Annotated in this window: 28 protein-coding genes; 14 read left to right on the forward strand and 14 right to left on the reverse strand. The window is 74.7% G+C overall.

Going from position 1 to position 25,791, the window contains the following annotated elements:
• Positions 1-24 precede the first annotated feature (24 nt).
• Together ACFY00_RS16605 and ACFY00_RS16610 are read left to right on the forward strand one after the other, a co-directional pair.
• Complete coding sequence (locus tag ACFY00_RS16605; RefSeq protein WP_388031997.1) at positions 25-1,614, forward strand: acyl-CoA carboxylase subunit beta; 1,590 nt, start codon at positions 25-27, stop codon at positions 1,612-1,614.
• A gap of 22 nt (positions 1,615-1,636) precedes the next feature.
• The gene (locus tag ACFY00_RS16610) at positions 1,637-1,837 is read left to right on the forward strand and encodes an acyl-CoA carboxylase subunit epsilon (protein ID WP_388032000.1); all 201 of its coding nucleotides are present in this window, start codon (positions 1,637-1,639) and stop codon (positions 1,835-1,837) included.
• A 4-nt stretch (positions 1,838-1,841) separates the two neighbouring features.
• Here ACFY00_RS16610 and ACFY00_RS16615 read toward each other — a convergent pair whose 3' ends face one another.
• Positions 1,842-2,561, reverse strand: a complete 720-nt coding sequence (locus ACFY00_RS16615) for an MBL fold metallo-hydrolase (RefSeq protein ID WP_388032003.1) — start codon at positions 2,559-2,561, stop codon at positions 1,842-1,844.
• 168 nt (positions 2,562-2,729) lie between these two features.
• The gene (locus ACFY00_RS16620) at positions 2,730-3,155 is read right to left on the reverse strand and encodes a DoxX family protein (protein ID WP_388032005.1); all 426 of its coding nucleotides are present in this window, start codon (positions 3,153-3,155) and stop codon (positions 2,730-2,732) included.
• A 256-nt stretch (positions 3,156-3,411) separates the two neighbouring features.
• Here ACFY00_RS16620 and mmpB point away from each other — a divergent pair, with 256 nt between their 5' ends.
• Both mmpB and ACFY00_RS16630 read left to right on the forward strand, forming a co-directional pair.
• Positions 3,412-3,537 carry a morphogenic membrane protein MmpB gene (mmpB, locus tag ACFY00_RS16625; RefSeq protein WP_376057492.1) on the forward strand — a complete coding sequence of 42 codons (126 nt, stop codon included), beginning with the start codon at positions 3,412-3,414 and terminating at the stop codon, positions 3,535-3,537.
• Positions 3,538-3,555: 18 nt separating this feature from the next.
• Entirely contained in the window at positions 3,556-4,176 is a 621-nt protein-coding gene (locus ACFY00_RS16630; RefSeq protein ID WP_388032008.1) for a nucleoside triphosphate pyrophosphatase, read from the forward strand.
• Positions 4,177-4,179: 3 nt separating this feature from the next.
• Here the strand turns inward: ACFY00_RS16630 and ACFY00_RS16635 are convergent, their stop codons facing one another.
• The gene (locus tag ACFY00_RS16635) at positions 4,180-4,944 is read right to left on the reverse strand and encodes an alpha/beta hydrolase family protein (RefSeq protein WP_388032011.1); all 765 of its coding nucleotides are present in this window, start codon (positions 4,942-4,944) and stop codon (positions 4,180-4,182) included.
• 255 nt (positions 4,945-5,199) lie between these two features.
• Between ACFY00_RS16635 and ACFY00_RS16640 the strand changes: the two genes are divergently transcribed.
• Both ACFY00_RS16640 and ACFY00_RS16645 read left to right on the forward strand, forming a co-directional pair.
• On the forward strand, positions 5,200-5,952 hold the full coding sequence (locus ACFY00_RS16640; RefSeq protein ID WP_388032013.1) for a hypothetical protein: 753 nt from the start codon (positions 5,200-5,202) through the stop codon (positions 5,950-5,952).
• Between the two features lie 217 nt (positions 5,953-6,169).
• Positions 6,170-7,945, forward strand: coding sequence for an acetyl/propionyl/methylcrotonyl-CoA carboxylase subunit alpha (locus ACFY00_RS16645; protein WP_388032016.1), 1,776 nt, complete (start codon positions 6,170-6,172; stop codon positions 7,943-7,945).
• Positions 7,946-8,019: 74 nt separating this feature from the next.
• Here ACFY00_RS16645 and ACFY00_RS16650 read toward each other — a convergent pair whose 3' ends face one another.
• The 4 genes from ACFY00_RS16650 to ACFY00_RS16665 form a co-directional block, all read right to left on the reverse strand.
• Positions 8,020-9,372, reverse strand: a complete 1,353-nt coding sequence (locus ACFY00_RS16650; protein WP_388032019.1) for a condensation domain-containing protein — start codon at positions 9,370-9,372, stop codon at positions 8,020-8,022.
• A gap of 105 nt (positions 9,373-9,477) precedes the next feature.
• Entirely contained in the window at positions 9,478-10,377 is a 900-nt protein-coding gene (locus ACFY00_RS16655; RefSeq protein ID WP_388032296.1) for a DeoR/GlpR family DNA-binding transcription regulator, read from the reverse strand.
• A gap of 198 nt (positions 10,378-10,575) precedes the next feature.
• Positions 10,576-12,030: an NAD(P)H-quinone dehydrogenase gene (locus ACFY00_RS16660; protein WP_388032022.1), complete on the reverse strand. Its 1,455-nt coding sequence runs from the start codon at positions 12,028-12,030 to the stop codon at positions 10,576-10,578.
• A 112-nt stretch (positions 12,031-12,142) separates the two neighbouring features.
• On the reverse strand, positions 12,143-12,697 hold the full coding sequence (locus tag ACFY00_RS16665; protein ID WP_388032024.1) for a hypothetical protein: 555 nt from the start codon (positions 12,695-12,697) through the stop codon (positions 12,143-12,145).
• Between the two features lie 133 nt (positions 12,698-12,830).
• Between ACFY00_RS16665 and ACFY00_RS16670 the strand changes: the two genes are divergently transcribed.
• The 3 genes from ACFY00_RS16670 (at position 12,831) to ACFY00_RS16680 (ending at position 16,224) form a co-directional block, all read left to right on the forward strand.
• Entirely contained in the window at positions 12,831-13,268 is a 438-nt protein-coding gene (locus tag ACFY00_RS16670) for a gamma-glutamylcyclotransferase (RefSeq protein WP_030457274.1), read from the forward strand.
• Between the two features lie 191 nt (positions 13,269-13,459).
• A complete protein-coding gene (locus tag ACFY00_RS16675) occupies positions 13,460-14,293 on the forward strand; it encodes a purine-nucleoside phosphorylase (protein ID WP_388032027.1) in 834 nt (277 codons plus the stop codon).
• A gap of 233 nt (positions 14,294-14,526) precedes the next feature.
• A complete protein-coding gene (locus tag ACFY00_RS16680) occupies positions 14,527-16,224 on the forward strand; it encodes a phospho-sugar mutase (protein ID WP_388032030.1) in 1,698 nt (565 codons plus the stop codon).
• Between the two features lie 7 nt (positions 16,225-16,231).
• On the opposite strand, the gene ACFY00_RS16685 is transcribed toward ACFY00_RS16680, so the two are convergent.
• Together ACFY00_RS16685 and ACFY00_RS16690 are read right to left on the reverse strand one after the other, a co-directional pair.
• Positions 16,232-16,654, reverse strand: coding sequence for a DUF3710 domain-containing protein (locus tag ACFY00_RS16685; protein ID WP_388032033.1), 423 nt, complete (start codon positions 16,652-16,654; stop codon positions 16,232-16,234).
• An 11-nt stretch (positions 16,655-16,665) separates the two neighbouring features.
• A complete protein-coding gene (locus ACFY00_RS16690; RefSeq protein WP_388032036.1) occupies positions 16,666-16,998 on the reverse strand; it encodes an ArsR/SmtB family transcription factor in 333 nt (110 codons plus the stop codon).
• Between the two features lie 117 nt (positions 16,999-17,115).
• Between ACFY00_RS16690 and ACFY00_RS16695 the strand changes: the two genes are divergently transcribed.
• Positions 17,116-18,102, forward strand: a complete 987-nt coding sequence (locus tag ACFY00_RS16695; RefSeq protein ID WP_388032038.1) for a zinc-binding alcohol dehydrogenase family protein — start codon at positions 17,116-17,118, stop codon at positions 18,100-18,102.
• Here the strand turns inward: ACFY00_RS16695 and ACFY00_RS16700 are convergent.
• Complete coding sequence (locus tag ACFY00_RS16700) at positions 18,090-18,482, reverse strand: winged helix-turn-helix transcriptional regulator (RefSeq protein ID WP_388032040.1); 393 nt, start codon at positions 18,480-18,482, stop codon at positions 18,090-18,092. The genes ACFY00_RS16695 and ACFY00_RS16700 overlap by 13 nt on opposite strands.
• A gap of 77 nt (positions 18,483-18,559) precedes the next feature.
• Here ACFY00_RS16700 and ACFY00_RS16705 point away from each other — a divergent pair, with 77 nt between their 5' ends.
• Positions 18,560-19,480 (forward strand): NADP-dependent oxidoreductase, encoded by a 921-nt coding sequence (locus ACFY00_RS16705; RefSeq protein WP_388032042.1) that lies wholly within the window; start codon positions 18,560-18,562, stop codon positions 19,478-19,480.
• Between the two features lie 118 nt (positions 19,481-19,598).
• Here the strand turns inward: ACFY00_RS16705 and ACFY00_RS16710 are convergent, their stop codons facing one another.
• The 3 genes from ACFY00_RS16710 to ACFY00_RS16720 all read right to left on the reverse strand — a co-directional run bounded on the left by ACFY00_RS16710 (position 19,599) and on the right by ACFY00_RS16720 (position 21,853).
• Positions 19,599-20,276 (reverse strand): PH domain-containing protein, encoded by a 678-nt coding sequence (locus tag ACFY00_RS16710; protein WP_388032045.1) that lies wholly within the window; start codon positions 20,274-20,276, stop codon positions 19,599-19,601.
• Positions 20,277-20,363: 87 nt separating this feature from the next.
• Positions 20,364-21,107 carry an ABC transporter permease gene (locus ACFY00_RS16715; protein ID WP_388032048.1) on the reverse strand — a complete coding sequence of 248 codons (744 nt, stop codon included), beginning with the start codon at positions 21,105-21,107 and terminating at the stop codon, positions 20,364-20,366.
• Positions 21,104-21,853, reverse strand: a complete 750-nt coding sequence (locus ACFY00_RS16720; protein WP_388032050.1) for an ABC transporter ATP-binding protein — start codon at positions 21,851-21,853, stop codon at positions 21,104-21,106. The genes ACFY00_RS16715 and ACFY00_RS16720 overlap by 4 nt, the downstream gene beginning before the upstream one ends.
• A gap of 281 nt (positions 21,854-22,134) precedes the next feature.
• Here ACFY00_RS16720 and metG point away from each other — a divergent pair, with 281 nt between their 5' ends.
• Positions 22,135-23,844: a methionine--tRNA ligase gene (metG, locus tag ACFY00_RS16725; protein ID WP_388032053.1), complete on the forward strand. Its 1,710-nt coding sequence runs from the start codon at positions 22,135-22,137 to the stop codon at positions 23,842-23,844.
• A 4-nt stretch (positions 23,845-23,848) separates the two neighbouring features.
• Here the strand turns inward: metG and ACFY00_RS16730 are convergent, their stop codons facing one another.
• Complete coding sequence (locus ACFY00_RS16730; RefSeq protein WP_388032055.1) at positions 23,849-24,439, reverse strand: TetR family transcriptional regulator; 591 nt, start codon at positions 24,437-24,439, stop codon at positions 23,849-23,851.
• 106 nt (positions 24,440-24,545) lie between these two features.
• Between ACFY00_RS16730 and ACFY00_RS16735 the strand changes: the two genes are divergently transcribed.
• On the forward strand, positions 24,546-25,064 hold the full coding sequence (locus ACFY00_RS16735; RefSeq protein WP_388032058.1) for a SigE family RNA polymerase sigma factor: 519 nt from the start codon (positions 24,546-24,548) through the stop codon (positions 25,062-25,064).
• A complete protein-coding gene (locus ACFY00_RS16740; RefSeq protein ID WP_388032060.1) occupies positions 25,061-25,762 on the forward strand; it encodes a hypothetical protein in 702 nt (233 codons plus the stop codon). Before ACFY00_RS16735 ends, ACFY00_RS16740 begins: the two co-directional genes overlap by 4 nt.
• The last annotated feature ends 29 nt before the right edge of the window (positions 25,763-25,791 follow it).

Raw genomic sequence — 25,791 nt, forward strand, 5'->3', positions numbered from 1 at the left:
GAGGACGCAGGGAGAGCCACCGGAATGACCCAGGCACCGCAGGACCCGCACACCACCGCCGGGAAGCTCGCCGACCTCCGCCGACGGATCGACGAGGCGGTGCACTCCGGCTCGGCCGCGGCGGTGGAGAAGCAGCACGCCAAGGGCAAGTTGACGGCCCGTGAGCGGATCGCCGAACTGCTGGACGAGGACTCCTTCGTGGAGTTCGACGAGTTCGCCCGGCACCGCTCCACCAACTTCGGCCAGGAGAAGAACCGCCCGTACGGCGACGGCGTGGTCACCGGCTACGGCACCGTGGACGGTCGCCAGGTCGCCGTGTTCGCCCAGGACTTCACGGTCTTCGGCGGCTCGCTGGGCGAGGTGTTCGGCGAGAAGATCGTCAAGGTGATGGACTTCGCGCTGAAGACCGGCTGCCCGATGATCGGCATCAACGACTCCGGCGGCGCCCGGATCCAGGAGGGCGTGGTCTCGCTCGGCCTGTACGGCGAGATCTTCCGCCGCAACGTGCACGCCTCCGGCGTGATCCCGCAGATCTCGCTGATCATGGGCCCGTGCGCGGGCGGCGCGGTCTACTCCCCCGCGGTGACCGACTTCGTGGTGATGGCCGACCGGACCTCGCACATGTTCATCACCGGCCCGGACGTGATCAGGACCGTCACCGGCGAGACCGTGGACATGGAGGAGCTGGGCGGCGCCCGCACCCACAACACCAAGTCCGGCAACGCGCACTACCTGGCCGCGGACGAGAAGGAGGCGATCGAGTACGTCAAGGCGCTGCTGTCGTACCTGCCCTCCAACAACCTCACCGACCCGCCCGCCTACCCCGAGCAGGCCGACCTCACCGTCACCGCCGAGGACCTCGAACTCGACACCATCGTCCCGGACTCGGCGAACCAGCCGTACGACATCCGCCGGGTGATCGAGCACGTCCTGGACGACGGCGACTTCCTGGAGGTCCAGCCGCTGTACGCGGGCAACATCGTGATCGGCTTCGGCCGGGTCGAGGGCCACCCGGTCGGCGTGGTCGGCAACCAGCCGATGGACCTGGCCGGCTGCCTGGACATCGCCGCCAGCGAGAAGGCCGCCCGCTTCGTGCGCACCTGCGACGCCTTCAACATCCCGGTGCTGACCTTCGTCGACGTGCCCGGCTTCCTGCCCGGCACCGGCCAGGAGTGGGACGGCATCATCCGGCGCGGCGCCAAGCTGATCTTCGCCTACGCGGAGGCCACCGTGCCGCTGATCACCGTCATCACCCGCAAGGCCTTCGGCGGCGCGTACGACGTGATGGGCTCCAAGCACCTCGGCGCCGACCTCAACCTGGCCTGGCCGACCGCCCAGATCGCCGTGATGGGCGCCCAGGGCGCGGTCAACATCCTGCACCGCCGCGAGATCGCCGCCGCCGAGGCCGAGGGCCTCGGCGAGGAGCGCCGCGCCGAGCTCCTCGCCTCGTACGAGGACACCCTGCTCAACCCGTACCTGGCCGCCGAGCGCGGCTACGTCGACGCGGTCATCGCGCCCAGCGAGACCCGGCGGCACATCGTCCGCGGGCTGCGGGCGCTGCGCGGCAAGCGGGAGGCGCTGCCGCCCAAGAAGCACGGCAACATCCCGCTCTGACCCCCGAAGGGACCACCGCACCATGACGCCCATTCAGGTGCTGCACGGGCAGCCGACCCCCGAGGAGCTGGCCACCGTCCTGGCGGTGGTCCATTCCCGGGCCGCGACCCGGGCCGCCGAAGGCCCCGCCCGCGGCCCGGCCACCGCCTGGACCACCCGCACCTCCCGCCCCCTCCCGCCCCCGGGCCCGCACGCCTGGCGGACCAGCTTCTGGGCCCGCTGAGGGCCTACGCCCCACCCCCACCCGCCCGGACGGCTTCGGCGACCCGGGCGGGTGAGGTGCGCCAGGGGGCGCCGTGGCCGGGCAGGACCCAGGAGGCCGGGAGGTCGGCGATCCGGTCGAGGGAGGCGAGCGCTGCGGCGGGGTCGTCGGTGAAGGGCGCGGGCTGGGGGCCGCGGCGACCGGTGAGGACGTGGCGGGTGGTCAGCGCGTCGCCGACGAAGAGCGCGTCGGCGACCGGGACGTGCACGGCCACGCTGCCCGGGGAGTGACCCGGCAGGCCGACGATCACCGGGCTGCCGGGCAGGTCGAGCACGTCACCGTCGGAGACTTCGGTGACGGCGCCGAGGTACCGGGTGCGCAGGCCGTTCTTGCGCAGGCCGTAGCCGAAGAAGCCCAGCGCCGGGCCCGGGCGCCAGGGGCCGGTCTCGACGGGGGGCTTCTTCCCGGTCCGGGCGCGCTCGGCGTCGGCGGCGTGCACGTACACGGGGACGCCGTGGGTGCTGCGCAGGCGTTCGGCGAACCCGAGGTGGTCGGAGTCGCCGTGGGTGAGGACCAGGCCGCGGACGTCCTCGGTGCTCTTGCCCAGGGCGCGCAGTTCGCGCTGCAGGTCCCGCCAGTGGCCGGGCAGTCCGGCGTCGACCAGGGTGATGCCCTCGTCGGTGTCGACGAGGTAGCAGGCCACGGTGTCGTTGCCGAGGCGGTGCAGGTGGGGGGCGAGTCTCACGGGGCTTCCCTTCGAGGGGGCGTGGGGGCGGGGCGCGCCGGTCCCGGAACGCCCCGTGGGACTCCTGTTCCTCCGGCGACCCCGGTTGAACCGCGTCCCGGAGCGGCCCGGACTCGCCGACGGGCTCCGACCGGCGGCAGCGCGGACCCGCCCCCCTGTCGGGGCTCCCTACGCCTGGGATTCCTCGCGGCCGGTCAGCGCGAAACTTCCAGGGCCGAGGACCGCGATCAGGAGGAAGGCCCAGCAGAACAGGACGGCGGGTTCGCCGCCGTTCTGGAGCGGGAAGAGCGCGTTCTCCTGGTGGACGGTGAAGTACGCGTAGGCCATCGAGCCGGAGGCGACGAGCGCGGCGACGCGGGTGCCGAGGCCGAGCACCACGAGGACGCCGCAGGCGAGTTGGATGACGGCGGCGTACCAGCCGGGCCAGGTGCCGGCCTTGATGGTGCCGCCGCCGTGGGCCCCGCCGAGGACGCCGAACAGCGAGGCGGCGCCGTGGCAGGCGAAGAGCAGGCCGACGACGACGCGGTACAGCGCGATGAGGTGGGGACGGACCGCGGCGGTGGTGGTCCGCGCGGTGGTGGGGAACTGGGACACGGGGCTTCTCCTCTGCCGAAACCAGTGGGGTGGTTCTGGAGGCGTGCGCGTGCCCTGACCTGGTGGGGGGACGTGGTGTCGGGCGCAGGAGCGTTCCGACGGCCCGCACGCCGTCGATCATGGACCCGACAATCCAGTCGCTCCATTGCAGGGAACCGGGGCCCGGACGTCAAGCGGGCACCCGAACCATTTCCGGTACGCCGGACTGAGTACGGATACTCAGGCGCGCCCGCCCCGCCCGTTGCAGGCTGGTGGGGTGCTCTGGTCAGACCCCCGCGACGAGCCGTCGCAAGAGGCCCGCGAAGTACTGCGCAGGCTGCGGCGGACGGCGCTGGTGCTCGCGCTGCTGGCGCTCGCGGGGGCCGTCCTGGTGCTGGTGTAGGCCGCTAGGCTTGGCCGCATGACCGCTCGCCGCCCGTTGGTTCTCGCGTCCGCCTCCCCCGCCCGGTTGGGCCTGCTGCGGCAGGCGGGCCTGGATCCGCTGGTGCGGGTGAGCGGGGTGGACGAGGACGCGCTGAGCGCCCCGACGCCCGGGGAGCTGGCCCTGGTGCTGGCGGTGGCGAAGGCGGAGAAGGTCGCGCGGGAGCTGGCCGCCGAGCCGGGCGAGCCGCCGCTCGTGGTGGGCTGCGACTCGGTGCTGGAGCTGGACGGCGTCGCGCTGGGCAAGCCGGCCGACGCGGCGGAGGCGGTGGCCCGCTGGCGGTCGATGCGGGGGCGTTCGGGCGTGCTGCGCACCGGCCACTGCGTGATCGACACCGCGACCGGGAAGCGGGCGGCCGAGACCGCCTCCACCACCGTCCGCTTCGGGACGCCGGACGACGCCGAGGTCGCCGCGTACGTCGCCTCCGGCGAACCGCTGCACGTGGCCGGGGCGTTCACCCTGGACGGCCGTTCGGCACCGTTCGTGGAGGGGATCGACGGCGACCCCGGCAACGTGATCGGACTGTCCCTGCCGCTGCTGCGCCGCCTGCTCGCCGAGCTGGACGTGCGCATCACCGACCTGTGGACGCCGGGAGCCTAGGACCTAACCCGCCGCGGGGGCGTGCTTCGCCAGGTAGCCGAGCACGTCGGGCAGGGCGCCGTCCTGGAGCAGCGGGGCGCCGTGGTTGCCGCCGGGGTAGATCTTGAGCTGCTTGTCCTCGGCGACGGAGGCGTCGTAGAGGGCCTGGGCGTTGTCGGCGAACGGGGAGTCGCGCTGCTCGGCGGCGAAGTAGCTGGGCGTCTTCACCACGGTGACCGCGAGCAGGGCGTTGAACATCGAGTACGCCCGGGGCGAGCTGAGCGAGACCACGGCCTTGACCGGCAGCGGGTTGTCGAGCTTGGCGGCGACCAGCGAGGCGGCGGCGCCCTTGGAGGCGCCGACCAGGGCGACCTGGGTGACGCCCTTGCCCTGGTAGTGGCGTTCGGCGGCCTTGATGGCCTCGGTGACGTCGCCCGAACAGGTGACGGCGAGGACCGCGTACCCGGCCTCGGTGAACCGGTCGAGGACCGGGGCCCATTCGCAGAGCGAGCCGTCGGCCTGGTGCGAGAAGATCACGCCGACCTTGGCGTGCCCGGCGTCGGAGTCCCGGTAGTAGGCGTCCAGGTGGTTCCCGGCGGCGCTGCCGCCGTCGAGGGTGAAGGCGCCCTCGGCGGCCTGGTCCCGGGTGAGGCAGCCGTAGGTGTTGGCGCTCGGGCCGGGCGGAGCGGCGGCCTGGCCCGAGCCGGAGCCGGAGCCGGAGCCGCTGGAGCAGGCGGTGAGCAGCAGCGCGGTCGCGGCCAGCGCGACGGGCAGCGTGGAACGCTTCACGTTTCCCCCGTGAATCGTGCGGATGGTGCGCTTGTGGCTGAGACGCTAGGGAGCGGGCGGATCGGGGTCAATGGTCCGGACCAATCCGCCGCCGCAGGAGCACCGGAGGGAAATGGAGGCATTGATTCCACTTCCTGGGTGCGGAAACGGACAGAACCGGGCCCGCACATCTGTCGCAGAGTTCCACTCCGCTGCCACCGGGGCCCCGTTAGGCTGACGCAGCCGGACCCGGAGAGGAGCGACGAGGAGCGGAAGATGACCGATGGTGTGCTCAACGTCGTTCTGGGAGTGGTCGCTTCGGCGATCAGTGGCGTTCTCGGCTGGCTGGCCCAGTCGGTGCGCCGACGGCGTCGGCTGGAGCGGGAGCGGGCCTTCTTCGGCCTCCCGGCCGCCGGTGAGGCACTGCTGGTGGTCAACCGCCAGGCCGGGGCGCCGGACCGGGCGAGCGTGGCCCGCGACGACGTGTACGCGCTGATGGAGCTGGCCGCGCTGGTCCGCGGCTGCGGCGCGCAGGCGACGCTGACCGGGCACGACGAGGTCCGGCAGGGGCTGGGCGACAAGACCGAGTTCTGCGTGGGCGGCCCGGTGAGCAACAAGCGGACGGCCGCGCACCTGGCGTCCTGGCTGCCCGGCGTCTCGTTCGTCGAGCCGCCGCCGGAGGCCGGGCACCCGGTGCAGACCCTGCTGGCCGGTGCGCGCGAGTTCCGGTTCCGGACGGCGGCGGAGGAGCCCGGCCAGCGGGCGTACGTGCTGCTGGCCCGGATACACCTGCGCGCGGGCAGCCGTCCGGTGTTCGTGATAGCCGGGCAGACCGCGGTGTCCAACCACGCGGCGGCCCGCTACCTGGCCGCGCACCACCGGACGCTGGCCCGCAGGCACGGCCGGGACGGGACCTTCGCGGTGGTGCTGCGCCTGGTGAACGCCCGGGCCTACGGGCCGGACGTGGTCGAGTTCGAGGCCGACGTGACGGCCGCGGCGACCACCCGTCCCCAGCCGGCGGCCGTCTGAACCGACCCGGTGTGGCCAAGGCCACCCCGCCCCCGCGGACCCTCCCGCACCCCGGCGCGCGGGCGCCGCGCGCCCGCTGCCTGCGGCGCGGCGCCAACATCCGCCGCCCGTACGGGAGTCGGACCACCGAGCGTGTGAGCACGCTCACCACCAGGGACTACTCGCCGGTAGCGCCCTCCAATCCATAGACTCGACCAGGTTCGAGAAGGGAGCCACAGTGCGCAAGGTGCTCATCGCCAACCGCGGAGAAATCGCCGTCCGCGTCGCCCGGGCCTGCCGGGATGCCGGTATCGCCAGCGTCGCGGTGTACGCGGAGCCTGACCGGGACGCGCTGCACGTGCGGGCGGCCGACGAGGCCTACGCGCTGGGCGGCGACACCCCGGCCACCAGCTACCTGGACATCGCCAAGGTGCTCAAGGCCGCTGCCGACTCGGGTGCGGACGCGGTCCACCCCGGGTACGGCTTCCTGTCCGAGAACGCCGAGTTCGCGCAGGCCGTGCTCGACGCCGGCCTGACCTGGATCGGCCCGCCGCCGCAGGCCATCCGCGACCTGGGCGACAAGGTCACCGCCCGGCACGTCGCCCAGCGCGCCGGCGCCCCGCTGGTCGCGGGCACCGCCGACCCGGTCTCGGGCGCCGACGAGGTGGTGGCCTTCGCCGCCGAGCACGGCCTGCCGGTCGCCATCAAGGCGGCGTTCGGCGGCGGCGGCCGCGGCCTGAAGGTCGCCCGCACGCTGGAGGAGATCCCCGAGCTGTACGACTCGGCGGTCCGCGAGGCGGTCGCCGCGTTCGGCCGCGGCGAGTGCTTCGTCGAGCAGTACCTGGACAAGCCGCGGCACGTGGAGACCCAGTGCCTGGCCGACCAGCACGGCAACGTGGTGGTCGTCTCCACCCGCGACTGCTCGCTGCAGCGCCGCCACCAGAAGCTGGTCGAGGAGGCGCCCGCGCCGTTCCTCACCCCCGAGCAGAACGCCGAGCTGTACCGCGCCTCCAAGGCGATCCTGCGCGAGGCGGGCTACGTCGGCGCCGGCACCTGCGAGTTCCTGGTCTCCCAGGACGGCCTGATCTCCTTCCTGGAGGTCAACACCCGTCTGCAGGTCGAGCACCCGGTCTCCGAGGAGGTCGCCGGCATCGACCTGGTCCGCGAGATGTTCCGGATCGCGGACGGCGAGGAGCTCGGCTACGACGACCCGGAGATCCGCGGCCACTCCATCGAGTTCCGGATCAACGGCGAGGACCCGGGCCGCAACTTCCTGCCCGCGCCCGGCACCGTCACGCTGTTCGCCCCGCCGTCCGGCCCGGGCGTCCGGCTGGACGCCGGCGTCGAGTCCGGCTCGGTGATCGGCCCCGCCTGGGATTCCCTGCTGGCCAAGCTGATCGTCACCGGCGCCGACCGCAAGCAGGCCCTGCAGCGCGCCAAGCGCGCCCTGGAGGAGTTCAAGGTCGAGGGCATGGCCACCGCCATCCCGTTCCACCAGGCCGTGGTGACCGATCCCGCCTTCGCCCCCGAACTGACCGGCTCCACCGAGCCGTTCACGGTCTACACCCGGTGGATCGAGACCGAGTTCGAGAACACCATCCCGGCGTTCGTCGGCGCCGGCGCCGACGGCGAGGAGCCCGAGGGCCGCGAGACCGTGGTCGTCGAGGTCGGCGGCAAGCGGATCGAGGTCTCGCTGCCCTCCTCGCTGGGCGTCGCCGCGGCCCCCGTGGCCGGGGCGTCCGCCGCCAAGGCCAAGCGCCGGGCGGGCACCAAGAAGGCCGCCTCGGCGGTCTCCGGCGACACCCTGGCCTCTCCGATGCAGGGCACCATCGTGAAGGTCGCCGTGGAGGAGGGCCAGGTCGTCGCCGCGGGCGAGCTGATCGTCGTCCTGGAGGCGATGAAGATGGAGCAGCCGCTCAACGCCCACAAGGCCGGCACCGTCGTCGGCCTCAAGGCCGAGGTCGGCGCCTCGGTCTCCAGCGGCGCCGCGCTCTGCGAGATCAAGGACGTCTGAGCACCGGACGCGTGACGGAAGGGGGGGGGGGGGCGGGGGGGGGGGCCCCCCCCCCCCCCCCCCCCCCCTTCCGGTCATCCGGCCGCGCCCAGCACCAACTCCTCGACGCCGCACAGGAACTGCCCCATCCGCTCCCGGTCCAGCAGCGCGCCGTCCGCCACCATCCGCAGCTCCACCGCGCCGGGCACCACGACCACGTCCACCGCGACGGACACCCCCGGGCGGGCCGGGAACGCGTCGGGGAAGCTCAACTCCCGCTCCACCGCACCCGCCTGCTCCGAGCCGTCGGACATCAGCGCGGCCAGCGGATCCCGGGTGTCGTTCCAGAACACCGAGTGGTCGGCCAACTCGACGCCCTCGGAGCGCAGTTGCTCCAGGTCGGCGTCCAACTGCGGCTTGTCGTAACCGGAGTGGCGGTAGGCGGTCAGCGCAGGGCCCTGGGCGCGGCGGACGGTCTCGGCGAACTCCTCGGCGATCTCCGGGAGGTGGAACAGGCCCTCCTGGGCGAGCGTGGTGACGGCCTCGGCGGCCTGTTCGGTGAACCGGTTGCCGACCACCACCTGGCACAGGAAGCCGCGCTGCCCGCCGAGCCGCGCCAACTCGGTGGCGGCGGCGGCCAGCAGCACCGTCGCGTCGCTGCTGCGCAGCCGGGCCGCGGCCACCGGCAGCGCGGCGGCCAGCGCCGGGGAGCGCAGCACCGCGTACGGGAAGGGCCGCTCCGGGTCGGGCTCGGCGGCCGGGCGGGGCAGCAGGGTGCGCGGGCCCAGCGCCAGCTTCTCCCGCCAGTGCCGCCGGGCGGCGGCGTCCCGGCGGCGGCCGCGCGGCGAGCGCTGCTCGGCGGCCTCCTCCAGCGGCTGGGTGAACTCCCGTTCGGCGCGCAGCTCTTCGGCGGTGCGCCCGGCGGTCAGCAGCATCAGGTCGCGGACCATCCGGCGCATCCCCCAGCCGTCCGCGGCGGTGTGCGAGAGCACGATCACGGCCTGCCGGACCAGGCCGTCGACCAGCACCAGGGCCAGTCGCACCGGCCACGCGCGGGCCGGGTCGAAGGGCTCGGCGGCGTACCCGGCGACCAGCTCCGCGGCGGCCGCGGCGGCCAGGTCGGGCGTGTCCCGGTGCAGCAGCGCCACCGGGAGGACGCCGTCGGCGTCGACGACCTGCACCAGGTCGCCGTCCTCCGCGAGCAGCCGGGTGCGCAACGCGTCGTGCAGGTGCAGCAGTTCGGTGTAGGCGCGGAGCACCGCGTCCGGCGCCAGGCCGGGGTCGACGGGGGCGGCCAGCCGCAGGTTGTAGCGGGGCGCGTCGCTGCCGAGCCGCGCGAGGGCGGAGTGGATGGCGCGCTGCCCCCAGGTCGCGGGGCCGCGGCCGCCACGGGCCTGACGTACCGTCAGTTCGGTCGTGCGGTCGAGTGTTTCGCTCGCTGCGTCCATGGGGGCAGACGCTACAAGCGGGTCGGTCGGGGCGGCCAGGGGTCGGCGCCGGGCGGGCCGGAACCGGTCAGCGGGGCGCCCCGGGGGCGGTCGGCCGGAGTGCCGTCAGCGGATCCGCTCGGCGAGCCGGGCGGCGGGCGGCAGCGCCCCGGGCGGGGCGGGGCGGCGCTGGCCGGGCAGCGGGCTGCCGGGGGCCAGGCCGGGCGGCCCGGACGGGCGGCGGGCGGCCTGCGGGTGCGCCCCGGACTCGGCGGTCAGGCCGAGCGAGGCGACCGAGACCTGCACCCCGCAGTCGGCGAGCGCGTGCTGCTCGCGGGAGGTGAGGTCGTCCAGCAGGGTGCGCTCGTCGGTGACCAGCCGGGTGATCGCCTCGGTGGCGACGGTCTGGAACATGCTGTCCGCACCGAGCTTGGTGTGGTCGGCCAGCACGATCACCTCGTTGGCGGCCTGCACCAGCGCCCGGTCGACCGAGGCGGAGAGCATGTTGGCGGTGGACAGGCCGCGTTCGGCGGTCAGGCCGCTGCCGGAGATGAACGCCTTGGTGACCCGCAGCCCGGCCAGCGACTGCTCGGCGCCGCTGCCCACCAGGGCGTAGTTGGAGCCGCGCAGGGTGCCGCCGGTCATCACCACCTCGACCCGGTTGGCGTGCGCCAGCGCCTGGGCGACCAGCAGCGAGTTGGTGACCACCGTCAGCCCCGGCACCCGGGCGAGCCGGCGGGCCAGCTCCTGGGTGGTGGTGCCGGCGCCGACCACGATGGCGTCGCCCTCCTCGACCAGGTCCGCGGCGAGGTCGGCGATGGCGCTCTTCTCGGCGGTGGCGAGGTGGGTCTTCTGCGGGTAGCCCGGGTCACGGCTGAACCCGCCGGGCAGCACCGCTCCGCCGTGGCGGCGGTCGAGCAGCCCTTCGGACTCCAGCGCCCGGACGTCCCGACGGACGGTGACTTCGGAGGTCTGGACGACGCGGGCCAGTTCACGGAGCGACACGGCTCCGTTGGCGCGCACCATCTCTAGGATCAACTGGCGACGTTCTGCTGCAAACACAGGACCGACGGTAACCCGAGTGACCGTCTGCTTTCAGGCGTTTGCACCTGGTAACGGGATTTGCTCACCTCGGAACGGCGCACGACCGTACAATGCGCGCCCCGCCGACCGGGTGAGCCGGGCCGCGCGCGCCCGGCTCGTTCCCGTACGTCCCGCGCGCCCCTAGGAGCCGGCGCCCTCGCGCTTGCGGATGTGCAGCTGGCGGGCCGCCTCGGCGGTCGAGCCGGACAGCGACGGGTAGACCGTGAAGGCGCTCGCGACCTGCTCCACCGTCAGGTTGTTGTCCACCGCCAGCGAGATGGAGTGGATCAGCTCGGAGGCGCGCGGGGCGACCACCACGCCGCCGACCACGATGCCGGTGCCGGGGCGGGCGAACAGCTTCACGAAGCCGTCCCGGATGCCCTGCATCTTGGCCCGCGGGTTGCCGCGCAGCGGGAGCTTGACCTCGACGGCGTCCATCTTCCCGCAGGTCACGTCGGCGTGGGTGTAGCCGACGGTGGCGATCTCCGGGTCGGTGAACACGTTGGACGCCACGGTCTTCAGGTTCAGCGGCTGCACCGCGTCGCCGAGCGCGTGGTACATCGCGATCCGGCCCTGCATGGCGGCCACCGAGGCCAGCATGAAGACGCCGGTGCAGTCGCCCGCCGCGTACACGCCGGGGGCGGAGGTGCGGGAGACCCGGTCGACCTTGATCTGGCCCCAGTCGTTGACCGCGACCCCGGCCTCCTCCAGGCCCAGGTCCGCGGTGTTGGGGATGGAGCCGACCGCCATCAGGCAGTGCGTGCCGGTGATCACCTTGCCGTCGGCCAGGGTCACCTCGACCCGGTCGCCGATGCGCTTGGCGCTCTCGGCCCGGGAGCGGCTCATCACGTTCATGCCGCGGCGGCGGAACACGTCCTCCAGCACCTCGGCGGCGTCCGGGTCCTCGCCCGGGAGCACCCGGTCGCGCGAGGAGACCAGCGTGACGTTCGAGCCGAGCGCCTGGTAGGCGCCGGCGAACTCGGCGCCGGTGACGCCGGAGCCGACCACGATCAGCTCGCGCGGCAGCTCCTCCAGGTCGTAGACCTGCGTCCAGGCGAGGATCCGCTCGCCGTCCGGCTGGGCGTCGGGCAGCTCGCGCGGGCGCACGCCGGTGGCGATCAGCACCGCGTCGGCGCGCACCGACTCGGTGCCGCCGTCGGCGAGGTCGACCAGCACCTCGCGGGAGCCGTCGATCGCCTGGCCGCCGCCGCCGAGCCGGCCGCGGCCGCGCAGCACGGTGACCCCGGCGCGGGTGACCGCCTGGGTGATGTCGTGGGACTGCGCGATCGCCAGGCGCTTCACGCGCCGGTTGACCTTGCCGAGGTCGACGCCGACCACCCGGGCCGGGTCGGCCGGGTCCGGCGTGCCGTCCGCGACCAGGATGCCGAGTTCCTCGTAGGAGCTGTCGAAGCTGGTCATCACCTCGGCGGTGGCGATCAGCGTCTTGGACGGCACGCAGTCCGTCAGCACCGCCGATCCGCCCAGACCGTCGCGGTCGACGACGGTCACCTCCGCGCCGAGCTGGGCGGCCACGAGGGCCGCCTCGTATCCGCCTGGTCCGCCACCGATGATCACGATCCGAGTCACGTGCCCCATTCTCCCGCATGCCGGAACCGATTCCACGCCGGGGCCGTTGTTGTTGCCCCGCGCCGGTCGCGCGCCGATCCCGCTCCGGTCGCGCCGCCCGGCCGCGCCGCCCGGCCCGCAGCTAGCCGGTCTGCTGGATCGAGGCCGCCACCAGCACCCCGTTGGACACCGTGTAGGTGCCCTCGTAGGTCTTCGTGCTGCCGTCGGTCTGCACCGCGTAGATCACCGCGCGCACCTGGCCGGAGCCGAACTCGCTGCTGGTGCCGAGGTAGATCCGCGCCGTGGTGGCGTAGCCCTTCACCCAGCCGTTGTAGTCGCTGCCGCCGATGTTCTTGCCGCCCAGCGCCCACGCCGCCGCGTAGTCGTGGTTGGTGATGTCCTCGTAGTACTGGGTGACCACGGCGGTGGCGTTGGTGAACGTCGGGTTGCCGCCCCTCGCGGTGGTGACCGTGACGGTCGGGTTCGGCGTGGCGGTGACCGTCTGCGGGGTGACGGTGACCGTCGGGGTCGGGGTCGGCGTGACGGTGACGGTCGGGGTGGGCGTCGCGGTGACGGTCACCGCGCCCGGCGGGCTGGCCCCCGCCTGGCCGCCGCCGTTGGACCCGCAGCCGACCGCGGTCGCCAGCAGCACCGCCGCCACGACGGGGACACCCGCCACCACCGGTAGTTGTCGCATCAGGACGCTCCCGTCCGGCGCGCACCCCGCCCCCGACCCGGCGGGTTCGCCCGCGGGGTGAGACCTCCTTCCACGGTAGGCCCGCTCCGGACGCGCAGCCCGGTGGACCGTCCGGCTCCCGTAGGCTGGCGCCATGTCGCTCTACGCCGCCTACGCCACCAACCTCGACGCCCGGCAGATGTCCCGCCGCGCCCCGCACTCCCCGCTGCGCGGCACCGGCTGGCTGCCCGGCTGGCGGCTGACCTTCGGCGGTGAGCAGCTCGGCTGGGAGGGCTCGCTGGCCACCGTGGTGGAGGACGAGAAGGAGCAGGTCTTCGTCTCGCTCTACGACGTCGCCCCGATGGACGAGGACGGTCTGGACCGCTGGGAGGGCGTGCAGCTCGGCATCTACCGCAAGGTGAAGCTGCGCGCGCAGACCCTGGACGGCGAGGTCGCGGTCTGGACGTACGTGCTGAACGACTACGAGGGCGGGCTGCCCGCCGCCCGCTACCTGGGCCTGATCGCGGACGCGGCGGAGAGCGCCGGCGCCCCCGACGACTACGTGCTGGACCTGCGCCGCCGCCCCTGCTGACGGCCGCCCCCGCCGGCGGCCGCGCCTGCCGACGGGCCGCGCCGCTCCTCGCCGGGCCGTGGTGGGTTCCGCCGGGAACCCTTGCCGTCGCGGGGACGAATGCCGTGCTTCCGTGCAATCCGGGTAACGATCCGGCATGGCCTGGGCGTGCTGTCTACGCGCGTAGGCAGATTTGACCTATCCTCGACCGCGTGAACGCATCTCCTCAGACGGTCGTCTCCGCCGACCCCTACGCCGCCGCCCGGGGCGCCGCCGACCGGCTGCGCGAACTCACCGGCGCCGAGCGCCACGACGTCGCCCTGGTGATGGGCTCCGGCTGGGTGCCGGCCGCCGACGCCCTCGGCGAGACGCTGGCCGAGTTCCCGGTCACCGACCTCCCCGGCTTCCCCGCCCCTGCGGTGGCCGGCCACGCCGGCACCATCCGCTCGGTGCGGATCCCCGGCGCGGGCGAGGAGCGCCGGGCCCTGGTCTTCCTCGGCCGCAACCACTACTACGAGGGCCACGGCGTGGCCACCGTGGTGCACGGCGTGCGCACCGCCGCCGCGGCGGGCTGCCGGACGATCGTGCTCACCAACGGCTGCGGCGGCCTGCGCGAGGGCTGGGTCCCCGGCCAGCCGGTGCTGATCAGCGACCACATCAACCTGACCGCGGACTCCCCGATCGTCGGCGCCAACTTCGTCGACCTCACCGACCTGTACTCCAAGCGCCTGCGCACCCTCTGCCGCGAGATCGACCCGTCCCTCGACGAGGCCGTCTACGTGCAGTTCCGCGGCCCGCACTACGAGACCCCGGCCGAGGTCAACATGGCCCGGGCGATCGGCGGCGAGCTCGTCGGCATGTCCACCACCCTGGAGGCCATCGCCGCCCGCGAGGCCGGGGCCGAGGTGCTCGGCATCTCGCTGGTCACCAACCTGGCCGCGGGCATCACCGGCGAGCCCCTCAACCACGCCGAGGTGCTGGCGGCCGGCAAGGCCTCCGCCGAGCGGATGGGCGCCCTGCTGGCGAAGGTCCTGGAACGGATCTGACACCACGGCGGGGGCCGGACTCCCCCGCGGGGGCGCGCGGCTGACGGAGAATCAGTGACCGTGACGACCAGCAGCGCGGAGCAGCCGGGCGGGCGGGGGGCCGGGCCGCCCGGGGCCGGGCCCGCCGCCCGCCCCGCGCCGCCCGTCCGCCCTCGCGCCCCGGGCACGTGCCGCACGCCTCGTCCTCACACCTCTCTCACCCCTCGTCCTCACACACCCAGGGAGCGGGCCGCATGCCGCAGGCACCCACCAACGACCTCCTCGACCGGGCCCGCGACTGGCTGGCCGAGGACCCCGACCCGGAGACCCGCGCGGAGCTGACCGCGCTGCTGGCGGCCGCCGAGGGGCCGGAGGCCGAGGCCGAGGAGCGGATCGCCTGGTCCCGGCTGGCCGAACGCTTCGCCGGGCGGCTGCAGTTCGGCACCGCCGGGCTGCGCGGGGAGCTGGGCGCCGGGCCGATGCGGATGAACCGGGCCGTGGTGATCCGGGCCGCGGCGGGCCTGGCCGGGTACGTCCGCAAGCACCCCGGGCTGGGCGACCTGGTGGTGATCGGCTACGACGCCCGGCACAAGTCGTACGACTTCGCGCTGGACACCGCGGCCGTGGTGGTCGGCGCCGGGCTGCGCGCCGCGCTGCTGCCGCGGGCGCTGCCGACGCCCGTCCTGGCGTTCGCGATCCGGCACCTGGGCGCGGCGGCGGGCGTGGTGGTCACCGCCAGCCACAACCCGCCGCAGGACAACGGCTACAAGGTGTACCTGGGCGACGGTTCGCAGATCGTCCCGCCCGCGGACGCGGACATCGCCGCCGAGATCGACGCGCTGGGCGCGCTCGCCGACGTCCCGCGCGCGGAGGGCGGCTGGGAGGTGCTCGGCGAGGACGTGCTGGACGCCTACCTCGCCCGCGCCGTCTCGGTGCTGGACGCCGACGGCCCGCGCGAACTCACCACCGTCTACACCCCGTTGCACGGCGTCGGCCGCAACGTGCTGCTCGCCGCGTTCGCCGCCGCCGGCTTCCCCGCGCCGACCGTGGTCGCCGAACAGGCCGAGCCGGACCCGGACTTCCCCACCGTCGCGTTCCCCAACCCGGAGGAGCCCGGCGCGATGGACCTCGCCTTCGCCGCCGCCCGCGCGGCCCGCCCCGACCTGGTGATCGCCAACGACCCGGACGCCGACCGCTGCGCCGTCGCCGTCCCCACCGCCGACGGTGACTGGCGGATGCTGCGCGGCGACGAGGTCGGCGCCCTGCTGGGCGCGGCCGTCGCCGCCAAGGGCGCGCCGGGCGTGTTCGCCACCACCATCGTCTCCTCCACCCTGCTCGGCAAGATCGCCGCCGCGGCCGGGCTGGGCTACGCCGAGACGCTGACCGGCTTCAAGTGGATCTCCCGCACCGAGGGCATCCGCTACGGCTACGAGGAGGCGCTCGGCTACTGCGTCGACCCGGACGGCGTGCGCGACAAGGACGGCGTCACGGCCGCCCTGCAGATCGCCGAACTCGCCGCCGGACTGGGGCGCGAGGGCCGCACCCTCACCGACCTGCTGGACGAACTCGCCCTCGCGCACGGCCTGCACGCCACCGACCAGCTCTCCGTCCGGGTCGAGGACCTCTCCGTCATCTCGGACGCGATGGCCGCGCTGCGCGAGAAGCCCCCCGTCGAACTGGCGGGCCTGGCCGTCACCCGCGCCGACGACCTGTCCGCGGGCAGCGCCGACCTGCCGCCCACCGACGGCCTGCGCTACCTCCTCGACGGCCCGTCCGTCTCCTCCGCCCGCGTCGTCGTCCGCCCCTCCGGCACCGAGCCCAAGCTCAAGTGCTACCTGGAGGTCGTCCTCCCGGTCGCCACCGCCGCGGACCTGCCCGCCGCCCGCCTCCGCGCCCAGGCCCTCCTCGACGCCCTCAAGCAGGACTTCGCCACCGCCGCGGGCCTGGCCTGACGGCGCGTCACCACCACCGGTCGCCGAGGCGGAGCGGGCCGGTGGTGGTGGCGGGCGCATCCCCGTCGGGCAGTCGGAGCAGGACGGGCTCGAGGTGCAGGCCGGGTTGGAAGGACCCGAACCCGGCGGGGGAGGCGGGTACGGCGACCGGCACGGCGGACGGCGCCACCACCGTCCCGGCGAAGAAGGCGTAGGCCCAGTCCGCCGGGCCCCGATCGGCGCCCACCCCGCCGGCCACCGCCCGCAGCACCCAGCCCGGGCCGTCGCAGCCGAACACCGAGAAGGACGTCCGGACCTGGCGGGCGGTGGTGAGGTCCTCCCCGAGCACTTCGCAGCGCAGCTCCGTCCCGTACGGCCCGGCGCCCTCCCGCACGTCCCACGGCCCGGTGTCGATCCCCCGGCGTCCGCCCCGTGCCCCGTCGATCCCCAACCCGGCCTCCGCTAGCCGCCGTTCCGGTACGCGGCGACCACCGTACCCAGCAGGCCCGGGAAGCGCTCCTCCAGGTCGGCCGCGCGCAGGGTGGTCAGTCGGCGGTTGGCCTCCTCGCGGTGCCGGATCAGGCCCGCCTCGCGCAGCACCTTGAAGTGGTGGCTGAGGGTGGAGGGCGCGACGTCCACCGGGAAGGTGCCGCAGGCGCGTTCGGGTTCCGCGCTGAGGGTCTGCACGATGGTCATCCGGGTCGGGTCGGAGAGCGCGTGCAGGACGTCCAGCAGGTCGATGTCGGCGGTGTCGGGGTACTGGGGCGCCTCGCGGCGGCGGCTGGGACGGGGCACGGGCGCCTCCTCCTGGGATGTTCGACAGATGTCGAAGTTGCGTGGTACTAATTTCGACGTTCGTAGAACATCGTATCTCGAAACACATCGAGGGGGACCACCGTGCGCGCACTCGTCATGACCGAAGCAGGCGGCGCCGAACACAGCCACGTCCTGGACATCGAACCGCCGCGGCCCGGCCCCGGCCAGGTCGCGATCGACGTCGCCTACGCCGGGCTCAACTTCGTCGACGTGATGGCCCGCCGCGGCGACGGCGCCTACACCGGCAGCTGGCCGCACCACCCCGGCAAGGAGGTCGCCGGAACCGTCCGCGCCCTCGGCGAGGGCGTCACCCACCTCGCCGTCGGCACCCCCGTGGTCGCCGCCACCCGGGCCGGCGGCCTCGCCGAGGTCGCGGTCGCCGACGCGGTCCTCACCGTCCCCGTCCCCGACGGCGTCCCGCTGCACGTCGCCGCCACCACTCCGCTCGGCCTCGCCACCACGCTGCTGCTGCTCACCGACGCCGGACGCTTCGCCCCCGGCGAGAGCGTCCTCGTCCACTCGGCCAGCGGCGGCATCGGCACCTCCGTCGCCCGCCTGCTCCCCCACCTCGGCGGCGGCCGTCTGCTCGGCACCGTCGGCCGCCCCGAGAAGACCGCCGTCGCCCTGCGCCACGGCTACCACGCGGCGCACGCCCGCGGCACCGACCCCGCCGACCTGGCCGCCCGCCTGCGGGCGGACAACGACGGGCGCGGCATCGACCTCGTCCTCGACCCGCTCGGCACCGCCGCCGTCGACCTCGACCTCGACCTGCTCGCCCCCGGCGGCCGCATCGTCCTGTTCGGCAACGCGGGCGGCGGCACCCCCGACCCCCTCCCGGGCCTCCCCCGGCTGCTCGCCGCCAACGCCACCCTCACCGCCTTCAGCCACAACGGCCTGCTCACCGGCGCCCCCGCGAAGGTCGCCGACGCGATCCGCCGCTCCCTCGACCTGCTCGCCACCGGGCGCCTCGACGCCCCGGTGACCGTCCTCCCCGACCTGGCCGCCGTCCCCGCCGCCCACGACCTGCTCGCCACCGGCCGCGGCGAGGGCAAGTACGTGGTCGCGCCGGGTCAGCCGTCGTAGGCCCGCCGCGCGGCGTGCACCTCCTCGATGTGGGTCTCCGCCCAGTCCTTGACCGCGGCGACCACCGGGAGCAGCGACCGGCCGAGCGCGGTGAGCCCGTAGTCGACGCGGACCGGCACCGTCGGGGTGACGGTCCGCGTCACCAGGCCGTCGCGCTCCAGGGCGCGCAGGGTCTGGGTGAGCATCTTCTGGCTCACCCCGGCCACGATCCGGTTCAGTTCGCCGTGGCGCAGCGGCCCGTCCGCCAGGGCGTTCAGGACCAGGCTGACCCACTTGTCACCGATCCGCTCCAGCAGTTGCCGGGCGGGGCACTGGGCCAGGTAGGCATCGTAACGGACGCGCTCCTGCTCGCGGCGCTGGGCGGCGGTACGGGTCGGCATCGGGCACTCTCCGGTGGGATACGCACTTCCAGGTACCTACTTCCCCCGGGAGAGTAGCGCTGCCTAGCGTGGCCGTCATGAGAGCAGTGATCCTCCGTTCCTTCGGCGGCCCCGACGTCCTGGAGGTCGCCGACGTCCCGGTGCCCGCACCGGGGCCCGGCCAGGTGCGCGTGCGGGTGACCGCCGCCGCCGTCAACCCCGTCGACCTGCAGACCCGCTCGGGCGCGCTGACCGCCGCCGGGCTGCTGCCCGCCCGCGCGGTCACCGGCCTCGGCTGGGACGTCTCCGGCACGGTCGACGCGCTCGGCCCCGGCGTCACCGGCTTCCGGCGCGGCGAGCCCGTCATCGGCCTGTCCGACCGGCTGGGCCTCCCGCTCAAGGCGCAGGCCGAGCAGGTCGTCCTCGACGCGGACGCGCTGGCCCCGCTCCCCGACGGCCTCGACCCGGTCGCCGCGGCCGGGCTGCCGCTGGGCGCCCTCACCGCCGCCCAGGCCCTCGACCTCGCGGACCTGCGCCCCGGCTCGACCCTCCTGGTCACCGGCGCGGCCGGGTCGGTGGGCGGCTTCGCCGTCCAGCTCGCCGTCCGGGCCGGACTGCGGGTGGTCGCCGCGGCGGGCGACGCCGACGGGGCGCTGGTGCGCGGGCTGGGCGCCGAGACCTTCGTCCCGCGCTCGGCGGACCTGGCCGCGGCCGTCCGCGAGGCCGTCCCCTCCGGGGTGGACGCCGCCCTCGACGCCGCCTCGCTCGGCCCCGCCGCCCTCGACGCGGTCCGCGGCGGCGGCACCCTGGTCGCCGTCCTCGGCACCGGCCCGGCCCCGCTGCGCGGCACCCGCGTCACCCGCGTCTGGATCCGCGCCGACGGCCCCCGCCTCGCCGCCCTCGCCACCGCCGGCCTCACCCCCCGCACGGCCGGAACGCTCCCCCTCGAGCAGGTCGCCGACGCCCACCGCCGCCTGGAATCCGGCCCCCTGCGCGGGCGCCTCCTGCTCGTCCCCTGAGCGGGAAGGCGCGCGATCAGGGGCCCGGGGAACGGCGGGCACGGGGCTGCTGGCGGTTCACTGCCGTTGCGCGCATCGGCTTCGGGTTCTGTTCGGGCGGCCCCCGAAAGGGCTTTTCTCAGGTCGCCGCGATCACCGAGACCAGCGCGACCAGCCCCGCGAGGGTCGGCGCGATGATCCACCAGCACCAGGTCGCCTGGAGCTCGCCGCTCGCCGAGGGCTTGTGCGCGTTGCGCTCGGCCTGTTCCTGGAGCGCGTTGACGACCGCGTCGGACCAGGCGCGGGTCGGGTCGAGCTCGTCCGGGCGGGGCGTGCGGGGGGCCCGGCCGGGGCGGTCGGGGCCGCGCAGCGCGGGGTCGCCCTCGGCCGCGGCGCGGCTCGCCCGGCGGGTGGCCTTCTTGCGCTGGCGGATCGAGACCGGGATCGCCCAGACCTGGAACTTGCGTCCGGAGGCGAAGAGTTCGACCGAGTACCCGGCCTTGAGCCCCTCGACCGTGGACCAGGGCGCGACGATCGTCCGCAGCGGGTTGCGGACGACCAGCCGCCGGTCGTCGGCGCGCACCACGGGCCGCAGGGTGTAGGCGATCACCGGGAAGGCGAAGACGGGCGCGGCGGCGAGCGCGACCCACGGGGTGGCCCCGGTGCCGGACACCACGGCGTCGATGATCAGCCAGGCGGCGACGGCGAGCATCATGACGCCCGCGATGACGCTGGGGACGGAGCGGTAGACGCGGTCGGCGTACACGGGCTCGTCGGCGGCGGAACCCTGGTGGGGTGTCCGGTCGGATTCGGTCATGCCGTCGATTCTGCCCCAGGGCCCGGGCCGCCCCGATGACGACCCGGGCACGGGAGGGTCACGAACGCCGCCGTCGTCCGGCCGCCGTCAGTCGGTGCGCCGCCGCAGCGTCGCGGCGCCGAGGCCGAGGGCGAGCAGGGCGCTCCCGGCGACCACGGCGAGGTCGGCGAGGACGCGTCCGCCGACGCCGCCCTGCGTGGTGATCCGTCCCATCGCGTCGACGGCGTACGAGAGCGGCAGGACGTCGGAGAGCAGCCGCAGCGCCGGCGCCATGTCGTCGCGGGCCACGAACAGCCCGCAGAGCAGCAGTTGGGGCAGCAGCACGGCGGGCAGGAACTGGACGGCCTGGAACTCGGTGGCGGCGAACGCGGAGACCAGCAGGCCCAGCGCCATGCCGAGCAGCCCGTCGCCGACCGCGACGGCGAACAGCATCCAGGCCGGCCCGGCGACGTCGAGGCCGAGCACGCCGATGGCGAGCGCGGAGGCGAGGGCGGCCTGCAGCAGGGCGACGGCGCCGAAGGCGAGCGCGTAGCCGAGCAGCAGGTCGAGCTTGCCGAGCGGCATGGTGAGCAGGCGTTCCAGGGTGCCGCCGGTGCGTTCGCGGAGCATCGCGACCGAGGTGACCAGGAACATCACCAGCAGCGGGAAGACGCCGAGCAGCTCGGGGCCGATCCGGTCGAAGGTGGCGGGCTGCGCGTCGTACATGTAGCGCAGCAGCACCAGCAGCAGGCAGGGCACGAACAGCAGCATGGCCACCGTCCGCGGGTCGTGCCGCAGTTGGGCCAGCACACGGGCGGCGGTGGCGAGGGTACGGCGGGTGGCGGCGCTCATCGGACGGCCTCCGGCGCGGTGCGGACGAGGGTGAGGAAGGCGGTCTCGACGTCGGGCGCGCCGGTGGCGGCGAGCAGCGCGGCGGGGGTGTCGTGGGCGAGCAGGCGGCCCTCGCGCATCAGCAGCAGGCGGTCGCAGCGGGTGGCCTCGTCCATGACGTGGCTGGAGACCAGCAGGGTGGCGCCGCCCGCGGCGAGCTCCCGGAACAGCCGCCACAGCTCCTGCCGCAGCACGGGGTCGAGGCCGACGGTGGGTTCGTCCAGGACGAGCAGCTCGGGGCGGCCGAGCAGGGCGGCGGCGAGCGAGACGCGGGCCCGCTGGCCGCCGGAGAGCCGGGCGACGGGGGTGCGGCGGTGGGCCTCCAGGCCGACCTGGGCGATCACCCGGGCCGGGTCGCCGGGCGGGGCGCCGAGGATCGCCGCGAAGTGGTCGAGGTTCTCGCCGACGGTCAGGTCGCCGTACACCGAGGGGGCCTGGGTGACGTAGCCGACCCGGTCGCGCAGCGCGGCGGCCCCGGCCGGGCGGCCGAGCACGGTGACGGTGCCCGCGGTGGTCCGCTGCACCCCGACGACGCTGCGCAGCAGGGTGGTCTTCCCGCACCCGCTGGGCCCCAGCAACCCGGTCACGCTGCCCCGCTCCACCACCAGGTCGAGCCCGGGCAGCACGGTGTTCCCGCCGCGCCGCACCACCAGTCCGTCGATCCGGACCGCGGGGTCGCCGGACGACCCCGCCGAAGAATTCATCATGTGATGAGTTTTGCGCCGCGCGCCCCTCCCGTCAAGACGCGCGCCCGCCGCGGCCCGGAGGGAACCCGGCACCGCGCACGCCGTCACCGGCCCGGGCCGCCCGTCCGCCCCCTCGTGCCGGGCCCCTTGACAGCTCCCCGATAAGCGGTACGGCCGGGACACCCCGGTTCGGTACGATTGGCATCCGGCCGGACGGCAGCCGAAACGCCCCGCACCGGCTCTTCCGAACCAGCCCGCGGGCGCCCCGGGGCGCCCGCCGGAGAGCATGGGAGTCCCCCAGGATGACTCGGCAGTTGATCACCAGCGCGCTTCCCTACATCAACGGGATCAAGCACCTGGGCAACATGGTCGGGTCGATGCTCCCGGCGGACGTGTACGCCCGGTACCTGCGCCAGCGCGGCCACGAGGTGCTGTACATCTGCGCGACCGACGAGCACGGCACCCCCGCCGAGCTGGCCGCGCAGGAGGCCGGGCTGCCGGTGGCCGAGTTCTGCGCCCGCGCGCACGACCAGCAGAAGGCGGTCTACGACGGCTTCCAGCTGTCCTTCGACTACTTCGGCCGCTCCTCCTCCCCGCAGAACCGGGAGATCACCCAGGAGATCGCCCGCGAGCTGCACGCCAACGGCTTCATCGAGGAGCGGGCGATCCGCCAGGTGTACTCGATCGCGGACGGCCGCTTCCTGCCGGACCGCTACATCGTCGGCACCTGCCCGCACTGCGGCTACGACAAGGCGCGCGGCGACCAGTGCGAGAACTGCACCCGGGTGCTCGACCCCACCGACCTGCTGGAGCCGCGCTCCGCGATCAGCGGCAGCTCGGAGCTGGAGGTCCGCGAGACCAAGCACCTGTTCCTCCTCCAGTCGAAGCTGACCGACGAGGTCGAGGCCTGGATCGCCGCGAACGGCGACAACTGGCCGGTGCTGGCCTCCTCGATCGCCCGCAAGTGGCTGACCGAGGGCCTGCAGGACCGCGCGATCACCCGCGACCTGGAGTGGGGCGTCCCCGTCCCGGCCGACGTGTGGCCCGAACTGGCCGCCGAGGGCAAGGTGTTCTACGTCTGGTTCGACGCCCCGATCGAGTACATCGGCGCGACCAAGGAGTGGGCGGACGCGACCGGCGGCGACTGGCGCTCCTGGTGGTACGAGGCGGACGACACCGTCCGCTACACCGAGTTCATGGCGAAGGACAACGTCCCGTTCCACACGGTGATGTTCCCGGCCACGATCCTGGGCTCGCGCCGGCCGTGGAAGAAGGTCGACTACGTCAAGGCGTTCAACTGGCTGACGTACTACGGCGGCAAGTTCTCCACCAGCCAGAAGCTCGGCATCTTCACCGACGTCGCGCTGGAGCTGCTGCCCGCCGACTACTGGCGCTACTACCTGATGGCGAACGCCCCGGAGTCCGACGACTCCAGCTTCACCTGGGACCTCTTCGCGGCGACGGTCAACAAGGACCTCGCCGACACCCTGGGCAACTTCGTTAACCGGGTGCTCTCCTTCAGCCGCAAGCGCTTCGGCGACGAGGTCCCGGCGGGCGCGGCCAACGGCGAGGCGGAGCAGCAGCTCGGCGCCCAGATCGCCGAGCTGCTCGCCGAGTACGAGGCCCAGCTCGACGCGCTCAACTTCCGCAAGGCCGCGCAGGCGCTGCGCGCGCTGTGGTCGGCGGGCAACGCGTACCTGGACGTCACCGCGCCGTGGACCGCGATCAAGACCGACCCGGAGGCGGCCGCGCGCACCCTGCGCATCGCGATCAACCTGATCCACCTGTATGCGGTGGTCTCCGAGCCGTTCATCCCGGCCGCGGCCAAGGCGATCCGGCAGTCCTTCGCGCTGGACGGCGACAGCCGCACCTGGGTCTCCGCCGAGGAGGCCCGCGCGCTGGCCCTCGTCCCGGCCGGGACGGGCTTCACCGTCCCGCCGGTGCTGTTCGCCAAGATCACCGACGAGGACCTGGCCGCCTGGACCGAGCGCTTCGGCGGCGGCCAGGCCTGACCGCTCAGCCCGTCAGGCACCCCTGGAGCGCGCGTCCCAGCAGCGGGACGATCGCCTCCGGGGGTGCCGAGGCGAGCGGCTCCACCGCGATCACGTACCGGGCCATCGCCAGCCCGATGATCTGCGACATCGCCATCTCCACCCGCAACTCCGGCTCGGCCACCTCCAGTTGGGACGCCACCCGGCCCACCAGCTCGGTCACCATGAAGCCGCGCATCAGGGCCGCCACCTCCTCGTCGGTCGCCGCCGTCCGCACCAGCGCCAGCAGCCGCTCCCGGACCTCCGGCTGCTCCCACAGCCCCACCACGAAGCCCGCGACCCGCTCGCCGACCGTGGCCGGGTCGCCCGCGAACACGTTCTCCGCCACCGCCCGCGGGTCCAGCGGGAACTCCAGCGCCGCCATGAACAGCCGGTCCTTGGTGCCGAAGTAGTGGTGCAGCAGCGCCGCGTCCACCCCCGCGCCGCGGGCGATCGCCCGCATGCTGGCCTTCTGGTAGCCGCGCGCCGCGAACTCCGCCCGGGCCGCCGCCAGCACCGCCCCCCGGGTGTCCTCGCCCCCGGGCCGCCGCCCCCGCGCCTTCGTTCCGCCGTCCATCCCGCCATTGTCCCCGCCGGGCCCGCCCCGACCGCCGCACCCGCCCCCCAACGAAAACCGCCCGCGGTTCGTGGTACCGGGTGGGAGGACGACGGAGGGGGACGCGGTGGCGGACTGGGCGGGCCTGCTCGCCGAACTGGTGGCGGCGCGCGGCGCCGAGCTGAACCGGTACGGCTTCCTGCTGACCGGGGACCGGGCGGAGGCCGCGGACCTGGTGCAGGAGGCGCTGGTGCGGGTCTTCGCCCGGCCGCACCGGTCCTGGGAGCTCGAACGACTGGAGGGGTACGTCCGCCGGACGATGCTCAACCGCTTCCTCGACCAGCACCGGCGGCGGCGGCGCTACGCCCTGCTGGTGCCGAAGGTGGCCGGGCCGGAGGCCGGAGCCGACCACAGCGGGCCGGTCGCCGACCGGCTGCGGCTGCTGACCGCGCTGGACGCGCTCTCGCCCGCGCAGCGGGCCTGCGTGGTGCTGCGCTACTACGAGGACCTGCCGGTCGCGGGCGTCGCCGACCGGCTGGGCTGCCGCGAGGGCACCGTGAAGCGGCACCTCAGCGACGGGCTGGCCCGCCTGGGCACGGCCCTGGGAAGGGACCGACAGGCACCCGAGGAAGGTGGTGGCACGTGAACCCCGAGGAACTCCGCGAGCAGTTGCCCGGAGCCGCCGGGCTGGCGGGCCCGCCGGAGCTGGACACCGCGCTGCTGGTGCGCCGGGTCCGCCGCGGCCGACTGGCCCGGCGGGCGCTGACCGGCGGCGCGGCGCTGGCCCTGGCGGCCGCGGCGGCGCTGGGCGCGGTGCGCTGGTCCGGCCCCGGCGGCGGGGCCGACGCCGCCGGCCCGTCGGACGACCCGTACGCCTGCGGCCGGCGCCCGTCCCTGGCGGGGCCCGCCACCGCGAACGGGGTCACCCTGTCGGTGGCCTCGGTCCGCAGGGCGGGCGACGACGCGGGTCCGGTGATCGAGGCCGGATTCCGCACGGACCGGGCCTTCGAGGCGATCGGCTCGCCGCCGAACTACCTGGAGGTGCTGTACCTGCGCGACGGCGTGGTGGTCGGCGGCGGCCCGGTGCTGAAGCGCCCCGGCGACCGCTACGAGCAGGGCGTGGACGCGGTCGGCTACGTCTACCACCTGACGCCGGACTCGCCGCTGAGGGTGCCGCTGGGCGCGCGCGACGGGCTCTGCCCCTCGGTGCGGTGGTCGCAGGTGTGGGCGGAGCCGGAGCGGTACGAGGTGGTGCTGCTGGTCGACCCGCCGGTGGAACTGAACGGCCCGCCGCCGACCGGCCTGCCGCAGTTGCTGGTGGCCCGCGCGCCCTTCCCGCGGTAACCGCCCGGCGGGGCGGGGCACATTTCGGT

It is taken from the genome of Kitasatospora sp. NPDC001540 (genome assembly GCF_042894345.1).
GTDB classification, from domain to species: domain Bacteria; phylum Actinomycetota; class Actinomycetes; order Streptomycetales; family Streptomycetaceae; genus Kitasatospora; species Kitasatospora phosalacinea_C.

Excerpts from the sequence above, each read along its gene's own strand:
- ACFY00_RS16700 (WP_388032040.1), bottom strand. The coding sequence starts at position 18,482 with ATGCCGACCCGTACCGCCGCCCAGCGCCGCGAGCAGGAGCGCGTCCGT.
- ACFY00_RS16720 (WP_388032050.1), bottom strand. The coding sequence starts at position 21,853 with ATGATGAATTCTTCGGCGGGGTCGTCCGGCGACCCCGCGGTCCGGATC.
- ACFY00_RS16605 (WP_388031997.1), top strand. The coding sequence starts at position 25 with ATGACCCAGGCACCGCAGGACCCGCACACCACCGCCGGGAAGCTCGCC.
- ACFY00_RS16610 (WP_388032000.1), top strand. The coding sequence starts at position 1,637 with ATGACGCCCATTCAGGTGCTGCACGGGCAGCCGACCCCCGAGGAGCTG.
- ACFY00_RS16630 (WP_388032008.1), top strand. The coding sequence starts at position 3,556 with ATGACCGCTCGCCGCCCGTTGGTTCTCGCGTCCGCCTCCCCCGCCCGG.
- ACFY00_RS16680 (WP_388032030.1), top strand. The coding sequence starts at position 14,527 with ATGCCGCAGGCACCCACCAACGACCTCCTCGACCGGGCCCGCGACTGG.
- ACFY00_RS16730 (WP_388032055.1), bottom strand. The coding sequence starts at position 24,439 with ATGGACGGCGGAACGAAGGCGCGGGGGCGGCGGCCCGGGGGCGAGGAC.
- ACFY00_RS16705 (WP_388032042.1), top strand. The coding sequence starts at position 18,560 with ATGAGAGCAGTGATCCTCCGTTCCTTCGGCGGCCCCGACGTCCTGGAG.
- ACFY00_RS16650 (WP_388032019.1), bottom strand. The coding sequence starts at position 9,372 with ATGGACGCAGCGAGCGAAACACTCGACCGCACGACCGAACTGACGGTA.
- metG (WP_388032053.1), top strand. The coding sequence starts at position 22,135 with ATGACTCGGCAGTTGATCACCAGCGCGCTTCCCTACATCAACGGGATC.
- ACFY00_RS16665 (WP_388032024.1), bottom strand. The coding sequence starts at position 12,697 with ATGCGACAACTACCGGTGGTGGCGGGTGTCCCCGTCGTGGCGGCGGTG.
- ACFY00_RS16660 (WP_388032022.1), bottom strand. The coding sequence starts at position 12,030 with ATGGGGCACGTGACTCGGATCGTGATCATCGGTGGCGGACCAGGCGGA.
- ACFY00_RS16715 (WP_388032048.1), bottom strand. The coding sequence starts at position 21,107 with ATGAGCGCCGCCACCCGCCGTACCCTCGCCACCGCCGCCCGTGTGCTG.
- ACFY00_RS16695 (WP_388032038.1), top strand. The coding sequence starts at position 17,116 with ATGACCGAAGCAGGCGGCGCCGAACACAGCCACGTCCTGGACATCGAA.
- ACFY00_RS16655 (WP_388032296.1), bottom strand. The coding sequence starts at position 10,377 with ATGGTGCGCGCCAACGGAGCCGTGTCGCTCCGTGAACTGGCCCGCGTC.
- ACFY00_RS16710 (WP_388032045.1), bottom strand. The coding sequence starts at position 20,276 with ATGACCGAATCCGACCGGACACCCCACCAGGGTTCCGCCGCCGACGAG.
- ACFY00_RS16670 (WP_030457274.1), top strand. The coding sequence starts at position 12,831 with ATGTCGCTCTACGCCGCCTACGCCACCAACCTCGACGCCCGGCAGATG.
- ACFY00_RS16640 (WP_388032013.1), top strand. The coding sequence starts at position 5,200 with ATGACCGATGGTGTGCTCAACGTCGTTCTGGGAGTGGTCGCTTCGGCG.